The organism is Ochrobactrum sp. RH2CCR150, from assembly GCA_014138095.1.
In the GTDB taxonomy this organism is placed as follows: domain Bacteria; phylum Pseudomonadota; class Alphaproteobacteria; order Rhizobiales; family Rhizobiaceae; genus Brucella; species Brucella gambitense.
In genome coordinates this window covers 15,731-31,889 of the sequence record JACGXE010000007.1, presented here as the reverse complement: position 1 = coordinate 31,889, position 16,159 = coordinate 15,731, and the positions used below count along the sequence as shown (strand labels likewise).

The following is a 16,159-nucleotide window of genomic DNA, read 5'->3' as shown; positions in this document are numbered from 1 at the left end:
CATTTAATGTTGTGGCCTCTCCCGATCAGGCCATGCGGCTCAATGCCTGAGCCGCGTCCTCCAACGCTTCTTCGGCTGCCGCGAGTTCATTTGTGTATTGCAAGAAGCCGTGCACGACCCCTTGGGTAACTGTGAATTCGTCTTTACGACCGATCTTGTGAAGCCGCTCGTGCAACAAGATTGTATCGGAATAGAGGGGATCTATACCGGCGGCTGTAAGATATAGCGGCGGAAGACGTTCAAGCGCTGCGTCATCGGCCTGCAAGGGACAGGCAAGTGGATGAGATGCGATGTCATTTGAAGCCGCGTACCAACCCCAGTAACGCTTCATTTTATCTGTTGTCAGGCCGGGACCGTTCGTGAAAACCTGATAGGACGGTGTTTCGAAATCCATGGCATAATTGCCGTAGAAAAGCAGAGCACCTTGAGGAAGCGACCTGTTGTTTTCCGCCTCGCTTAGCATCGCCGCAAGTGAAAGGTTCGCCCCCGCTGAATCCCCTGCGATGTAAATAGGCCCACTTAATCCGTAGATCTGGCCGTCGAGCAATGCACGCAATGTACCGATGACATCGTGAAGACCGGCAGGGAAAGGGTTCTCAGGAGCCAGCCTGTAATCGGGCAAAGCCACAGTCATTCGCGTCTTCACTGCAAGAACCCGCGCAAAGCGTTCGTGGGTGCTCGGACTGCAAAAAGCAAAGCCACCGCCATGAATAAATAGAATGGTCCCGGGCTGCTTGGTCTCCGGTTCGAAGACCAGAAGCGGCGTCTCCTTCGAGCCAACAGACGGGTCGGCAGCGACACTGATCGACCTCACATCTTGCATTCTGGGAAGATTGACGTTCCAGCGCTTATTGTTCTTTTCTGTTTGCGCACGGCCTTCAGCAGGAGGCAGCGTCATTGGATCTGGAGTCGCAGACAATTCAACCGCCAGCTTTACGAGCAGTTCCTGCATTTCCGGTTGGAGTTCACGATTGAGAGTAGGGGCTGTCATGGGCACGCCTCATCTGGGAAAACTGCCGGGCCAAATTCGACAATCGTTGCAATGTGGTGCCCCATGGCCGATTGAGCTGCGGCAGCGTCGCCCGCTTCGATGGCATCTATGATGGAACAATGACGCAATGCCGTTCCACGCAGGTCGCGCTCACTTCGGCTCTGGGAAATCTTGAAACGGTGATTGTGCACCAGGCAGCGGTGGAGAATGGGATTGAGAGCCGGAAGGTCCGCCTCCTCGAATATGCGTCGATGGAAGTCACGGTCAATTGCCGCAAGGCGGTATTCGTCACCCTCATCGGCAGCTTTCAACATCGCGTCCAGCATGATCCGAAGATCGCTGGCCAGTTGCTTTGACTGTCGTGCCAAGACGCGCAAAATGCCGTTGCATTCTATAGAATTTCGCAGCCGGAACATTTCTACGGCTTCGTCGGGTGTACAAAGGGAAACCTGCGTGCCGCGATGCCCTTGCCGCAGAACGAGACCTTCTTCCTGCAACTGGAGGAGGGCTTCTCGAACAGGACCTTGGCTGCACTGAAAATGTGCCGCGATTTCCAATTCGGTAAGATTGGCTCCGGCCGGCAAAGTCCCAAGCATGATATCTTGCTTGAGAGCTTCAAACACTACGGCGGCTTTCGGTGGCCGGCTCTGAACGAGTTTCGCTGAAAAATAAGCCACGCTGTTACTCGGCCTTCTTGCGTTTTTTCCAATTATCATTATTGATAATAATATTAATAAATGACGTCAAGCGGAAACTCTGGGAGGAGAGAGCATGATTGCCATCGCATTGAAGCGCATTCAGAAATCCTACGGAACTCATAAGGTGATTCAGGATCTGGATGTTCAGATCGAAAGCGGTGAGTTTGTTGTTTTGGTCGGCCCCTCCGGATGCGGTAAATCAACTTTGCTCAGAATGATCGCCGGTCTCGAAGAAATATCGGGTGGTGAGCTGAAATTCGGCGATGACGTGGTTAATGAGCTTTCGCCAGCGGAACGCAACATTGCGATGGTTTTCCAGGATTATGCGCTCTATCCCCATATGAGCGTCGAAGAGAACATGGCATTTGGACTCAAGATGCGCGGCGCTAACGACAATGAATTGTCATCTCGTATTAATGCTGTGGCGGAAACCCTGAAAATTGGGGAGTTCCTTACGCGACGTCCAGCACAACTGTCTGGTGGTCAGCGCCAGCGTGTCGCCATGGGACGTGCTATTGTCAGGCAACCAAATGCTTTTCTGTTCGATGAACCCCTATCGAATCTTGATGCGGCTTTGCGTGTGGAAATGCGGTTGGAAATTGCAAAGCTACACAGAAGGATCAAGGCAACGACAGTTTATGTGACGCATGATCAAGTCGAGGCGATGACGTTGGCCGACCGGATTGTGGTTATGAACCGCGGAAATGTCGAGCAGATCGGAAAGCCGCTTGATATTTATCGTAACCCCGCCAGTCTCTTTGTTGCGCAATTTATCGGCAGCCCAACGATGAACGCTATTCATGGTGTGTTGAGAGAGCAGAGTGATGAAGGCTTTGTATTCAAATATGATACAAAAACCATCATGCTTGGTGCAGGTGGAACAACGTTTTCGTATCCTGACCGTGTCACCCTGGGGCTTCGTCCGGAAGATTTAAAGCTGTGCCTTCCAGATGAAGCTTGGTTTACGGGTGAATTGGCGGTCGTGGAGCGACTAGGTAGTCAAATGTTTGGCTATTTAGAAATAGGTCAGCCGAAGATGTTAACGGTCGAGTTTCCACGGGACAGTGAACTGGAAGTGGGAGCGATTGTGCACGTTGCCGGTGATCAGAGTCGGATGCATTTGTTCGACGGCAACTCCGGAAAACGGATTTAGCTAAAAACTCTGACCGCCGTCGATGGCGTTGGCGGCCCGCATCGAGATAAATGTTGGGACTGCGACGCTCTTGCCATTTTGACGTGGCAGGAGCTCCCCCTCACAAGGAACGCTGCTTATTAATTTGTGGTGCGGATTGACCCACTGTTTCATTTGTGCCTGCCCGGCCAGACTATCCAATACCGAAATCCTGACTGCGACCATGCCCGATTGAAATGGCTCGACTATGGAACGTTGCTTTCTGATCCACCGCCTTAATCGTCTCTATGTCACGCTTCAGCTCGCTTAACTGCGAGGGCTCTATCACCTGTTCGAGACGCTGAATGCGGTCATTATCCTGTGTGCCCTTTTCAACGGAACCGAACCGGGCCTGAAGCTCATTTGCAAGTTCACGGATTTCACGCTTCGCCTGTGGCAATGCAGGATTGCTTTCCCATTGCTCCGGTATCAGCTCGCGCGACAGAACCCCTGGAAGGGCTCTATCCCACCGCTTGCAGCGGCAAGTAGATACGGTCACCCTTGAAGATTAAGCTTGGATCGTTGATGTGGCCGAGATTGAGCGCTACCGTTTCCGCAACATCTCGATTGTTGGTTTTGGCAATCAGCACAATATTGTCGTTGGCATCCACGACGACCACGGCATAGCCCTGGCTGTCGAGTTCGGGATTAAAACGACCCTGGCTGTCTTGATCGCCAGCCGGATGGGCGTCGATATACTCGGCGCTTACCCAACCGGTTTTCTGCTGGCCATCGGTCCCGAAGCCATTTATCTCCACCCATTCGTGGCCTGCGTCGTCGCTCTTGCGCTCGCCAGTCTCGTCGATGAGCGAGCCGGGCCGCAGCGTACCGAGTTGCTCTCCGTCCATGCCTGGCGTTTCCCTGACATTCAGCCCGTCTGGCGCGATGACCACCAGTTGCGGTGGCTGCTCCGGTTTCGGTTCAGGTTTCTCGGGCTTTTGCTCCGGCGTTGCCGGTTCGTCGGGACCGTGAATAGGTGGGTCCTGCTCCTGGGAGCCGTTGCTCAATGCCTTTGCTATGGCTTTGCCACTCAATGCGGCCAGGCCGCCGCCGAATGTGATGGCATATATCCAGCGATCGGTAGTTGTCATGTCCGCTCCCCACCCATTTTTCAGGCTCGGGTCGGTATGCGTTCCCCATTTTATCTTTGGATTCTGCTTCATCCATAACCAGCTTGAACCGAAAGCAAAACCACTGTTGATACCAATATCGAGGAGCCTGTAGGGGGAAGAGTTCCCCATCATGACTTCGCCTATACCTATGGGGCTGCCGACACCGTAAGCGGCGAGAGCATACTTATCCGCCCATGGGAAAGCGGACGTTCCGGTGCGCGCTTCGCGAAAGTTCTTGGCCTGGTAGAGACCATTACCGAACAGGAATGGACCAGAGCTGACAGGCGCACCGCCAATCCCCCAGAAACCGTATGCCTGGCTTGGCGCGTAGCTAAGAGCGGTAACCGCCCGCATCGTGCGGCCGATCGGATGGCTGGCTTCCATCCACGGACGCCACGACTTTGGCGCTATCACCGCCAACTGCGTTATACTGCGCGCGCCATAGCTTCCGATGACTATTCCGGCTTGAACTGTCGGCGGCAAAACCGGCCAGACCGCCGTCATCGCTCCGCTGGCAGCTGCCGTTACGGTGTAATCGCCGAGGCCCTCTATGCCGCGCATATTCGCCACCGCCCGAGTGAGCATGGAAGCCGGCTTGAAACCGTCGAACGAGGTCTGTCGGTCAGGAGTGATAAGCGCCGTCTGCACTGGTCTGAAGGCGGCATTTTGTGACGAGGTGAAGGCCGCCAGCTGCTCCTTGTTCAGACTTCTCATTTGCGATGGGGTGAACTTGCTCGCCTGCGCAGGTGTAAACTCGGCCAGCTGTTCCGACCTGAGCGCATTGAGGTCGATAAGCTTGATTCGCTTGTCCGGGATGGCCCGTAACTGATCGCCGGTCAGCTCGCGCCACTGTGGCTTGGTGAAGTTGCGCCAACTTGGCGCCGACATGCTGGCGATATCGTCGCCGGTCAATTTGCGCGCTGTGATGAGATCGTCAAGCAGCGAGCTCTTGTATTCGCCCATGTTGGTCTTCTGGACGCTGGTGACGCCCTCCATCTGGGCAAGTGTCAACTCGTGGAATTGCTCGTTCTTGAAGTTCGGCGTGATTTCTCCGACTAAATCTTCCGGGATGGCTCGAATTTGCTCGCCCGACAGCGTCTGCACATGGCGCTTGCCCAGAGCGCCCAACTGATCGCCGCTCAGCCATCCCATATGCTTTGCCTCGAGCCCGGAGACGTTCAGCGAACTCATACGGTTGACCGGGATAGCGCCTGTCTGGGCCTCATTGAGGTTCTTCTGCAAACCGGCCCGGTTGAAGGCCTCCCATTGCTTTTGGGTGAACCAAGGGATTTGGCTCGGTTTCAGGGCTGAAACGTTCAGACCCCCGATCCGGTTTTCGGGAACCGCCCGGAATTGGGTTTCGGTCAAATGTTCCGGCAAACCGGCCCGGTTGAAGGCTTTCCACTGGGTGTTGGTCATGTTCGGCAGTTGGGTTTTTGCCGACAACCAGGGGACTTGCCTGTCAGTGAGCCCCCCAACGTCGAGCAGGCCAAACCGATTGCCCGGAATTGATCCCAACTGCGCCTTGTTCAAATGCGCCTGCGATCCCGCCTGGTTGAACGCCTGCCACTGCTTGATGGTAAACACCGCCGTCTGGTTCGCCTTGAGGCCTTCTACTTGCCCTTGGGTCAATATTCCGGCATCGATGTGCCTGACACTGGTTTCGGGCACCGCTCGCAACTGGCCACGCGTCAGATAAGGTTGCAGGCCGGCCTGTTGGAGTTCTGTCCATTGTTTGGATGTTAACCCGGCCACCTGATCGCGCTTCAACCACGGCACATGCCGGGGTTCCAGCTGCTGGATATTGATCTCGCCGGGCTCGGTGGCTCGCAATTGCGCGCGGCTTGGTCCGCTGTTTGGGAGTGATTGGTGATTTGGCGCGGCACCTCGCACCCATGGCAAAACGAAGGCCTCATTGCCATCCCAAACTACGATATGGCTAGTGTTCGCGAACTGTGGTTCATCACCTCGTAACTGCCTGCCACCTTTGGGTGGCACATAGATATTACCGATGTCGTCATTCGTGAGAGGACGCCCAGTGTTCCCAAGAACTGTCGCTTCAACCGGGTGTCCGGTTTCATCGATCAACTGGATTGTCTGCCGCGTCCTGAATGGCGTTGTTCCGGCGGACTGTGGCAGTAGCGCGGCGTTGGTCACGGTAGCGGCCGTCTCGGGCGCGTTTTTGTCGCCGCGACCGGGTACAACAGCAGTTTCCGGCTTGACCGGTGTATTGTTTGCGGAGCCCGCATCTGACGTGCCGTCGTTGCTGTGATTGAAGCTGCCAGGCCGGTAGTTCCTGATGGCCTGAACACCAAACCCGGTACCAATGACGCCACTTCCCAGCCCGGCGATGGCATTGGCGAGTTCGAACCCGGACATCTGGTCACCGTATCGCATAATATCGTGCGTTGTGACCGCGATCATCGGAACGCCAAGAGCCATCGCACTTCCATCAAGAGCATATGCAACCCGATTCAAGCCAGCGGCGCCACCCATATAGGACTGGGCGGTGGTGGCATAAGGGGAGGCGTTGATGGTCCAGGTCTTGCCCCGGAACGATAACGTGGCGTTACGCATGTTCATCATGCCGAAGTTGGCTTGCGCCGAACGTCCAAGTGACATGTCCGTGCGTAGGGTCATGCCTAACGTGCGCATGCTACTGCCAGCAACGGGCAGGACGGCGGTGCCGATGCTGGCGAGATTCATCAGCGACTGCTTGTCGCCCCACTCGCCACCATGGTTGATATAATCGGCTTGATCGAAGCCCGCACGCGTCCCCAGATACGCGCCACTCGCCAACATCACCGGCGCTGCGACTACATTCACTCCGGGAATGAAGGAACCTACGGTCGCAATGGCGCCGAGAATGCCGACACCAATATCGACGCCCTGTAAGATCTTGTCTCCAGTCGACATGATATTCGCATCGACGACATCAAGGGCGATCTTGCCGTCCTGACCTTTTTGCATATCCAGATTTTCCGGAATAATTAGCTTGCCGCTGTCGGCGAACATCCGGTTGTTGTCCTGAAAATCCTTCAGGCTGTCGAAGCTTTGGCCGTTGGCATCGACATATTTCGTGTTGCTGCCGTTTTGAACGGCGAACAAGGTTGTTTGGCTGGTTTCGCCGTTTTCCGGTACGTAGAAGACCGGCACTGCTTTGACTTTTGGATTGTCGCCACCGACATTGCGTATCTCTTCGGCAATCGTTGCGCGCGTCCCGGCCGCATCCGACCGATCGCCAACGTAATTCCCGACATATTCGTCGAGATCGGAGCCGGAAAACTCTTCACCAAAACCGTTATTCAACAGGTCCTGGAACTTGTTTTGATAAACACCGTCGAGCGTTTCCTGCTCATGGCGATCCAGATATTCACGATCGGAACCCCTTGTTCCCAGAAGCTCCGGTTCCTTCATATTGCGTTCGGCAAGGGCTATATTGCCATCGATTAGCCGTTCGACGGTTTGCAACTGGCTACGCTGGTCATTCAGTGTGTCCAGCCGAATTTGCAAATCGGCGATGTGCGGCGCGACCCAGCGTCCCTGCTTGGGTTCGCCTTCGTTCAGACTGATCTCGATCCACACTGGTTTGCTGCTATTGGTGAGCGCCGCAAGCTGCTCGGCACCGGACAGGCCTTCAAGTTGCTGGGCGAGTTCCGGGGCCACCTTGACCTGCTGGCCAGAGTCGAGTTCGACTGTTACCGGCTGCTGACCGTCTGGAATGGTTCCGGGCGGCGGCTCGGTTGTTACCGCACCATTTTCCCCGGCTGCCTCCTGAAGCTCGGTCTCTATTCCCTGAATGTGTTTGTCGAGGTCGGTGATACTGGTTTCGATATTGCCTTTTTGCAGAAGGCCGATCTCGTGCTTGGCCTGTTCATATCCGACGAGCGGGTTAGGATTGGCGAAGCATTGCGTGTCGTTCGAGCCCGTATTACCCGCAAGCTCCCGCCATTGCTGGGCGAGGGGGCCATTGCGGGCGGCGTCACTGGCGCTCGTATCGTCGGGATCGGCAGTGACGTCGATCTCCAGCGTTTTATTTTCGTAGGTGATTTTCAGGACGAACTGTCCGTCCTGTTTCTGAATCACCTCGGCGCTTTCGAACTCGCCGCTGAATTTTCCACCGGCATCGGTGAACCCATCCGGGTTGAATTGATGCGGAGCCAGTTCCCTTTGCTGCGCGATCGTCTGGTTTTCGAGAAGCTGATAGTCGGCTGCGGCACTCTTCTGCGTATAATAATTGGAATATGCCTCGCTAAACTGAAGCGCACCGTCGGTCTGGGTCTTGAACAGTGCAATCTGCGGATCAACCCAGCGCCACTCGGTCTTGACGGTGCCATCGGCCTGCTTGATCTCGACGGGTACCGCCATGGGGATATCGCTTGCGGTAAGCGCTTCGATGCCCACCTTGTCGTGGTTGCCGCCCTCGTTGTTGAAGGCCGCCGCTACCTCCGGCGTGACCTTGATGGTCTGATCGCCGATCTTGATCTCGACGGGTTGCTGGTTTTCGCCCAGCGTGCCCGGTGGTGGGGTGTCGGAGCCTGCGGTAAGAGCAATCATGTCGGCGAGAGCCTGATCACCGGTCTTGTTCTGGACGTCTACCTGCGCCATCAGGTCGTTGATCTCGCCCCAGGCGGCCTCGCCCTTGGCGACTTCCTCCTGGAAATTGTAGCCGCTGTCGGCAGCGGTGACCACCGTGTCGTTGCGACCGGGATAATAGGGCATGTTGACCCGCTTCTCGAGCGCCTCGTCGAAAAGCGCCTTGCCCTCCTCATAAGCTGCCCGTGCTTCGCCAGCCTTGATGTAGGCATTATTGGCATCGGTTTGCAGTTGCTTGGCATCCTCCAGCGTGCCATCCGGCTTGTTAGGGTTCCACTGCAAGCCGAGAGGCTCAAGCTTCTCATTGATGCCGTTTTTTGCCGCCTCGACGGCTTGCTGGTAATCTGGATCTAGCAGATAGCGATTGAGATCGGCATAGTCGCTACCGATCATCGCGTTGGTCTCTGTCACTTGGGAAAGGGCGATATTTTCGTTCTGGATAGCGGCGTAGACATCGGGATGAACCCATGTCCATTGACCGTTAATATTGGCCGGCACCCATTGTTCGCCGGGTGGTATACCGTATCTAGGCGGATCGCCGATGGGATCTTGCGCGCCGTCCCGCTCGGTTGGTATCGCCGCGATGCCAGGCAGTTTCGGGCCGTTCGGGTCGCTTGGATTGACGATGCCGTGCTCATCGATGGCGTCGTTCTTCGCTTCAGTAGCGTCAGTTGCGTCCTGTTCCTGGATTTCCAGAAACTTCGGCGCCAACTGGCTTTCAGCAAACGCGGTGGTGACCTCGCCCTCCTTGCTGTTGGGATTGGCGTCTACCAGAGATTGCGCTAGCGCGGCCTCCTGGCTGTTCTTTTCCACCTCGATTGTGTCGCCGGTTTCATTGTTCTTGAGTGTGATTTTACCATCCGGGGCCGTGGTCATGGTGTAGCCATTGGCCGTCACCTTCGTTGTGGTGCTTTCCGTACCATCGGAGCTGGTCTGGGTGGTTGTCTCAGTTACCCGTCCGTTCGCATCCGTCTCGGTCCGGGTAGTAGTGTTGGTCTGGGAATTGGTTACGGTTTTGGTTGTCGCGTCAGTCTCACCGTCCCTGGTTTCAACCGTCATCACCGTATAGGAGGGAGCAACTGGTCCCTGCACACCTTCGGGGAGGCTATTGTCGTGAACCTCCTCGGTGTAGATTGTTTCATCGCCGGTTTTGCTGTCGGTCAGAGTTACCGTGGTGGTAGTCCCGTTGGTCGTCTCCTCGATATCGATACCAGCGGCTTGCAGTTCAGCACGCACCTGGTCCGCGGACAAGCCACGTTCCTGCGCGATCTCCTCGATAGTCTTGCCGTTCTCGAAAGCAGATTTTGTATCAGTGACGTTTTGATTGCCTGTCTCTGCCGTGCCGTTGTCGCCGGGGAGGCCAGGAGCTGACTGCGTTGGGTCCAATTCAACCCTTTCGCCGTCCGGGCCCGTGACGAAGGTTTGTGTTGTTCCGTCCGGGTTGACAGTCGTTTCAACCCTCGTCCCGTTCTCATAACTGGTTTCAGTTCGTGTTTCCCCATCGCCGAGATCGTCTGTTTCCGTCGTGGTTGTCACTCCGGTCTCGGAATCGTAATGGATTTCCTGCTTCTTTTCGCTTTCCGTTCGGATCGGAGACGTCTCTGTTTCACCATCAGCCGTGGTGGTCACAGTATAATGGGTGCCATGCTGATAATCGATATTCTCGGTAACGCTGCGACCCTGATCGTCGGTAATGGTGGTGACACGTGTATCGCCATTCTCGCTTTCCGTGACCACGATTTCAGGAGCAGTTTCTCCGCCGAGCGCGCTCATTACCGCTTCACGTGTCATTCCCCGTTCTTCGGCAATTGTGTCGATGCTTTTTCCCTGACCGAGATCAGCGTGAATCTCATCGGCAATCTCGGTAGGTGTCTCAGTAGTGTGCGTGGTGGAGACCGGTGTTACGTACGGTTGTCGTTGTACCGGGGGAGAAGGCGGTGCGGGAGGCGGTGGTGGCGGTGGTGGAAATTTCCGAATAATATCAAATATTCGCATCCAACGTCTCCCAGATTGTAGTTTTCAGGCCGTTTGCTTCCTGCTCTGCAAGGGGCAGGGCGCCGACAGCTGCTTCTCCATGCTTCAAGAGGGGGATGGTAATCTGGTAGAGCCAGTCAGCAAAATCCACTTGGATTGTCGCGGTAACTGTTCGGCTTTCCCAAAATACTGTTTACGACAGCGACGAACGGGAAGGGACGACTAAATGTGATTGAGCGCTACAAGATGAGGCACAACCAGCGCAAAGAAATCACTATGCACATACTGGCCGAGTGTGGAACGATCAAACATGACATCAACCAGATTGATATCCTTGATCACGGGTATCTGCATCTGGCGAGCAGCTGTCTCCAGCTGAAATGCGGCTTCGTTTGTTGCCTTCCCTGCGATCAGGGGCATGGGGGTTTCATCTTTGACGAAACGGATGGCCAGTGCCTGCGGTCACCCGAAAAGATGATTGTCGGACCGGCTCTTGCGCTTTTAAACGGAGTGGAAACCGCTTCCTGTCGTAAACGGTTGAACTCGCGACGAATATACGGATCGCCCTCGATATCGCGGTGCTCGCGCTTGTATTCGCTGCGCGTCATTTTCATGTCGCGGCCAAATAGCCAGCGCTGGACAGGAATATCAGCCAGCCCAAGAAGGACGAAGCTCAAAGCGCCAGTGAATGCAAGTGCAACCAGTGCGCTGAATGCAACGGGGGCAATGCAGCCGGGCGCACATGCGGGGGCCTGAAAGAGTGGTGACAGCCAACTTGCGCCAATGGCAAGAAAAATCGAGGAAAGGAGTATAACCTTGGCTATTCCTTTGATGAACTCCATGAGGTTGCGCAATGATGCCAGACGCTTGAAACCCGCTACCGGGCTTAACTGACTGATCTGGGGCTTCACCGGTTCGAAGGAGAACGCCAATCCCTTCATCATTATGATAGCCGTCGATATGAGAGACAGCAGCATAACTGCCAGCGCTAATCCCATCATGATCAGGAACAGCCAGAAAACTGCCAAGATCGCCTGGGGGGCCAGTATTTCGAACGGTTGACTGCCGGCCCTGGTAACAATCTCGATCAGTTCCATGAAGCGCGCATAGAACCAGCCTCGAAAGAAATAAAATAACCCCAATACGGAAATAAAGGACACCGCACTCAACAGATCGCGGCTGTTGGCCACCTGACCCCGTTTCCGTGCATCCCGCAGTTTTTTGGCGGATGCGGGAAAGCGTTTCTCTTCGGTATCTTGGTCAGTCATGGATCAATCACTTCTGTCCAGACCTTCTATCAAAGACGGAGAGACCCTGGAGCAACTCCTGTTTTGCGTGAATCATTGGGTTCTCAGTTTCAGGAGGGATGATCTAGAACGATTGTGGTTCCTTATCCTGAGGCTGTTCGGGAGCTTCCTTCGTACCGTAAATATAACGCCGCGCCGCTCGAACCGATGGTGCGGCAGGCGGCGGTCCCATTGGACGCCCTTCGATCAGGTCTCTTTCGTTTTCCACCATGCGCTGAAGATTAAAGGCATTCGCACAGCCCGGCGGCAAGTGGGGCCCGACCTGTGGTACTTTCATAAACCGGGTTCCCGCTGCCGTTGGTTCCTGATCGGCTGGCGCTTTTAGACAGTCATTGGGGACCAGAACGGAACCTTGAACGCCTTTGGCACCGTCGTTCTGGCCGGTGGGAACGTAGCTGTAGTCAGTCGAATGGTCTGGCTCTGGCGGCGGCGTGGCACATGCAGAAAGAAGAATGGTCGAGAGAAACATGCCCAGACCGGTTTTGTGAAAGGTCATCCGCGCGTTCCTCATTTGATTATCAGCCCCATCGACGGTGCATTTTTGGTGCGCTGTTGTTTCTTTCGCGCTGGTCGATCGATGGGGGTGGTCAGCTCACGGCTGTTTACGGGATTGACGATGTAAGGCGTGATTAACACCACCAGCTCAGTCTCTCGCTTCTGATACCGTTCCGAGCGGAACAGACTGCCGAGGATCGGGGTGTCGCCGAGAACCGGCACTTTCTCCAGATTGCGGGTCATGTTCTGTTGAAATAGTCCCGCCAGCGCGAAAGTCTGTCCGCTGCCCACTTCAACGGTCGTATCCACTCTGCGAACGACGAAGCTTGGATAGCTGAAGCCGTCAGAGCCAGCAGCTGCATTGATGCCCGAAATTTCGCTGACTTCCGGTTTGACATGCATGGCAATGCGGTTCTTGCCGATGATGGTGGGAGTGAAGTTCAAAGAAACCCCGAACGGCTTGTACTCAACGGTATAGACCCCCTGACCCTGTGGCACCTGAATAGGAATTTCACCACCTGCCAGGAAGTTGGCCGGCTGACCGCTGACCGCGGTCAGATTTGGCTCGGCGAGTATTTTAACAAGGCCATTGCGTTTGAGTGCTTCGATCACGACATCGAACTTGAACCCGCCTGACGTTGAACCGCCAGCTCCCAGATTGCCGCCGCCGTCGGGGATTGCGTTGTTACCGAATATCCCGAGCTTGAGGCCGTTCGATTCATATCCGAATTCCCAGTCGATGCCGTAAGACTGCAGTTCGCTGCGTGCTACTTCTGCAAATCGGACGCGAATATTGACCTGTTGCGACCCGCCGCCCAAGGTGGAATTATTGATCGGTGGCTGGTCGGGGAGGGAAAAACTGCGGGCAACGTTCTCAGTCGCCAGCGCGTCATCGATGTTACCGGCCTGACCATCGACGATCAGCTGATTGCCGCTAAAAGTCAGATTGGTGGTTGAAGTTGGAGCTGCAGCCTGATTGGCCTTGTTGGCCGCTCTAGGATTGTTGGCGACAACGATCTGGGTTGCAGCCTGAATCTTTCTGGCTCTGGTCATGGCGATAAGATTAGTCGCGCCGGGCTTCACGCCATAGACATACACAACGTCACCAGCAACTACCTGCAACTCGGCAATGGTTGAATCGGCCATGAAAACCGATTCGACAGGTTCGCTGAAACGTATGATACGACCCTGTCCGACAGGCAGATCGATAGCTGTCTGTCCGGTAAGACGCAAGGCGTCCTGCGCATTTGCTGCTCCGCATGGCAGCAAGGTCAGGGCGCAAATGAAAGCCAGAATACGGCAACATGCCCGTAGAAAAACATATCCAAGGCACGGCTGTCGTAATGCGATTTCATTCATGTTCCACCGTTCCCACTCTTATTTTGTCATGCGTGTTTTCATTGACCGGCATCCTGAAGACGCTCGGTCAGCCTCCCTTGAACCGCATCTTTCGATCTCGCTCCGGTGACAGTTCCCAGCGGCTGCACGTTGAATTCAAAGGCCAGCTCTTGATAAGAGAGCACCGACATATCGATGCCGTAATGAATGAGCAGGGCGCGCAGATGCGGACGAATATCTGCGGCCGTGATAACCACAGGTGCGGTGTCGGCCGTCGAACGCACGTGCAATTGTTTGATCTGCTGGGCGACCCCGCGAAGCGCATCGTCGGACAGATCCAGCACAGCGCCGGTTTTGGTATGACGCAGAGCACTTCTTACGTCCTGTTCGGCGGAACGTTCGAGAATTACGGCAGCTATAACATGGTCCTCATTTGCCGCTCGGTAGCTGATCTGTCTTTTCAGAGCCAGGCGGACTTTTTCGTTGAGCGCATGTGCTTCCCCATTTCCCGCTTCGACAAGTGCTTCGAGGATGACGCGAAGATTACGTATCGTCACACCTTCGGCTACAAGCATCCGCAAAACTTCCAGCATTTTTGCCGTCGGCACGATTTCCTGCGCCTGTGCAACAAGGTCTGATGACGTTTTGCCGAGATTGAGGAGGAGATGATTGGTTTCCTGGAGGCCGATAAAATGCTGGGAATACATCCGGAAAACATAGTTGAGCAACGGAACCGGAATGTTTCCCAAAGGTCGAAACGGAATATCGGCTCTGGTCAAGGCGGCCTGATGGTCGCCAGTGAGTAGATACATCCGCTTTTGACCCTGTATCGGCATCAGGTCGTCGCCGGAAATACCAGCGAGTTCGAGATGCGTGGCGTCCTCGTTGACGAGAACACAATCAGGCGGGATATCCATGTCGAGAACCGGTACATCGTCCAGATCGACGCGCAACTGACGAGGTTTGAGTTTCATATCGACCAGTCGGGGAACCGGAGGGGCGTTGATGCCAAGTTCGCTGTTGAACTGGCTGCGCGCTTCTTCTTGCGACAATTGGAACAAATCGGCAGGTATATCTGCCGCCAATGCTACCCCAAGGCGAATGGCGAGCGGGGAATCGTAAGCATCCTGTTGCTGCATATTTTCGTCATTCACCACCTGTTGCAGATGCACGGTTTCGCCCGCATCGTTGTTCTCGCTCACCTTATTGCCGCGCATGGCATAACCGGCCACACCGAGAATAAGACCGAGCATGATAAACACCGGCATTGGAAAACCGGGCACAATCGCCAGCACGAACATGATTGCACTGGCCATGATCAGGCTTCGCGAATTGCGCAGTAGCTGTGAGGTAATCTGACTCCCAAGATCGCTACCGTTTTCCGCGCTGGCAACGCGGGTGACCATTGTGCCAGCAGCAACAGCTACCAGAAGCGCCGGGATCTGAGAAACCAGACCATCACCGACTGAAAGCAACGAATAGGTAACACCTGCTTCTGCGAACCCCAAATCGTGTTGCAGCATCCCAACGGCGAGACCACCGATCAGGTTGACAAAAATGAAAACCATTCCGGCAAGCACATCGCCTTTGACAAACTTCATGGCACCATCCATGGCGCCGAAAAACTGACTCTCTTGTTCCAGTGTCTGGCGCATCGCACGTGCCTGAGCCTGATTGATGTCGCCGTTGCGCAATTCCGCGTCGATGCTCATCTGCTTGCCCGGCAAAGCATCCAGTGTAAAACGTGCCGCGACCTCGGCCACCCGCTCGGCACCTTTGGCGATTACTACAAATTGCGCAATTGTGATGATGAAGAATATGATCAGACCGACAGCAATACTTCCGCCTACTACGAAGTTTCCGAACGCCGTAACGATTTCGCCAGCATCTGCCTGTAGAAGAATAAGGCGGGTCGTCGTGATGGTGATCGCCAGTCGAAAGAGGGTCGCGATCAGGATTGCGGAGGGCAGGGCAGAAAACTGGAGGGGCGTGGTTGCATAAAGTGAACTGAGCAGAATGAGTACGCTGAATGCGATGTTAAGCGTGATGAGTCCGTCTACTGCCCAGGTCGGTAGTGGAATGACCATCATGCTGACGGCAACCAGAACAAGCACCGCGATAACGATATCGCTGGTGTTGCGCGCCCTGGCGAGAAAACGAGATATCGTGTCGATCATTCGTCAGGCCCCGCCCGCAATTTCAAAAAACGGTCGAAGGCCTGCCGCGCTTCTTCTTGACGGCCTGCCGCAAGAAGAGCACGACTTTTCAGCAGGTAAAGTGCGGGATTGCGCGTGTCGTCCAATGTTTCCAGTCGCGAAATCGTATCGAGCGCCTTGTCGGCTTCACCGTCAAGCGTGAGAAGATGACTGAGGGTCCGAAGAACTCCTATGTCGTTTGGGGACGACTGAGCGGCAATCAGAAGATAGGCCGCGCCCCGTTTTGCCTGACCGTGACATCCATAGACATAGCCAAGCAAG

Annotated in this window: 11 protein-coding genes; 1 reads left to right on the top strand and 10 read right to left on the bottom strand. The window is 55.2% G+C overall.

Translation table 11 applies throughout. The annotated features are described in order from the left end of the window. Window positions 1-25: 25 nt before the first annotated feature. Window positions 26-991 carry an alpha/beta hydrolase gene (locus FHW03_RS15420; protein WP_182521432.1) on the bottom strand — a complete coding sequence of 322 codons (966 nt, stop codon included), beginning with the start codon at window positions 989-991 and terminating at the stop codon, window positions 26-28. Further along, entirely contained in the window at window positions 988-1,668 is a 681-nt protein-coding gene (locus tag FHW03_RS15415; protein WP_377514956.1) for a GntR family transcriptional regulator, read from the bottom strand. The genes FHW03_RS15420 and FHW03_RS15415 overlap by 4 nt, the downstream gene beginning before the upstream one ends. 94 nt (window positions 1,669-1,762) lie before the next feature. On the opposite strand from FHW03_RS15415, the gene FHW03_RS15410 reads away from it, so the two are divergent. Further along, complete coding sequence (locus FHW03_RS15410; protein ID WP_182521430.1) at window positions 1,763-2,842, top strand: sn-glycerol-3-phosphate ABC transporter ATP-binding protein UgpC; 1,080 nt, start codon at window positions 1,763-1,765, stop codon at window positions 2,840-2,842. 172 nt (window positions 2,843-3,014) lie between these two features. Here FHW03_RS15410 and FHW03_RS15405 read toward each other — a convergent pair whose 3' ends face one another. From FHW03_RS15405 to FHW03_RS15370, 8 genes are all read right to left on the bottom strand, one after another. After that, window positions 3,015-3,260, bottom strand: coding sequence for a hypothetical protein (locus FHW03_RS15405; RefSeq protein WP_182521429.1), 246 nt, complete (start codon window positions 3,258-3,260; stop codon window positions 3,015-3,017). Window positions 3,261-3,321: 61 nt separating this feature from the next. Next, a complete protein-coding gene (locus tag FHW03_RS15400) occupies window positions 3,322-10,359 on the bottom strand; it encodes a DUF4781 domain-containing protein (RefSeq protein WP_182521428.1) in 7,038 nt (2,345 codons plus the stop codon). Window positions 10,360-10,764: 405 nt separating this feature from the next. Beyond that, window positions 10,765-10,962 (bottom strand): EscU/YscU/HrcU family type III secretion system export apparatus switch protein, encoded by a 198-nt coding sequence (locus FHW03_RS15395; RefSeq protein ID WP_182521427.1) that lies wholly within the window; start codon window positions 10,960-10,962, stop codon window positions 10,765-10,767. Further along, window positions 10,953-11,810 (bottom strand): EscU/YscU/HrcU family type III secretion system export apparatus switch protein, encoded by an 858-nt coding sequence (locus FHW03_RS15390; RefSeq protein ID WP_182521426.1) that lies wholly within the window; start codon window positions 11,808-11,810, stop codon window positions 10,953-10,955. Before FHW03_RS15390 ends, FHW03_RS15395 begins: the two co-directional genes overlap by 10 nt. A gap of 103 nt (window positions 11,811-11,913) precedes the next feature. Further along, entirely contained in the window at window positions 11,914-12,345 is a 432-nt protein-coding gene (locus FHW03_RS15385; RefSeq protein WP_151607270.1) for a hypothetical protein, read from the bottom strand. A gap of 11 nt (window positions 12,346-12,356) precedes the next feature. Continuing rightward, window positions 12,357-13,703: a type II and III secretion system protein family protein gene (locus FHW03_RS15380; protein WP_182521425.1), complete on the bottom strand. Its 1,347-nt coding sequence runs from the start codon at window positions 13,701-13,703 to the stop codon at window positions 12,357-12,359. A 38-nt stretch (window positions 13,704-13,741) separates the two neighbouring features. Further along, window positions 13,742-15,859: a type III secretion system export apparatus subunit SctV gene (gene sctV, locus FHW03_RS15375; protein ID WP_182521424.1), complete on the bottom strand. Its 2,118-nt coding sequence runs from the start codon at window positions 15,857-15,859 to the stop codon at window positions 13,742-13,744. Beyond that, on the bottom strand, window positions 15,856-16,158 hold the full coding sequence (locus tag FHW03_RS15370) for a tetratricopeptide repeat protein (RefSeq protein ID WP_377514952.1): 303 nt from the start codon (window positions 16,156-16,158) through the stop codon (window positions 15,856-15,858). Before FHW03_RS15370 ends, sctV begins: the two co-directional genes overlap by 4 nt. Window position 16,159 lies beyond the last annotated feature (1 nt).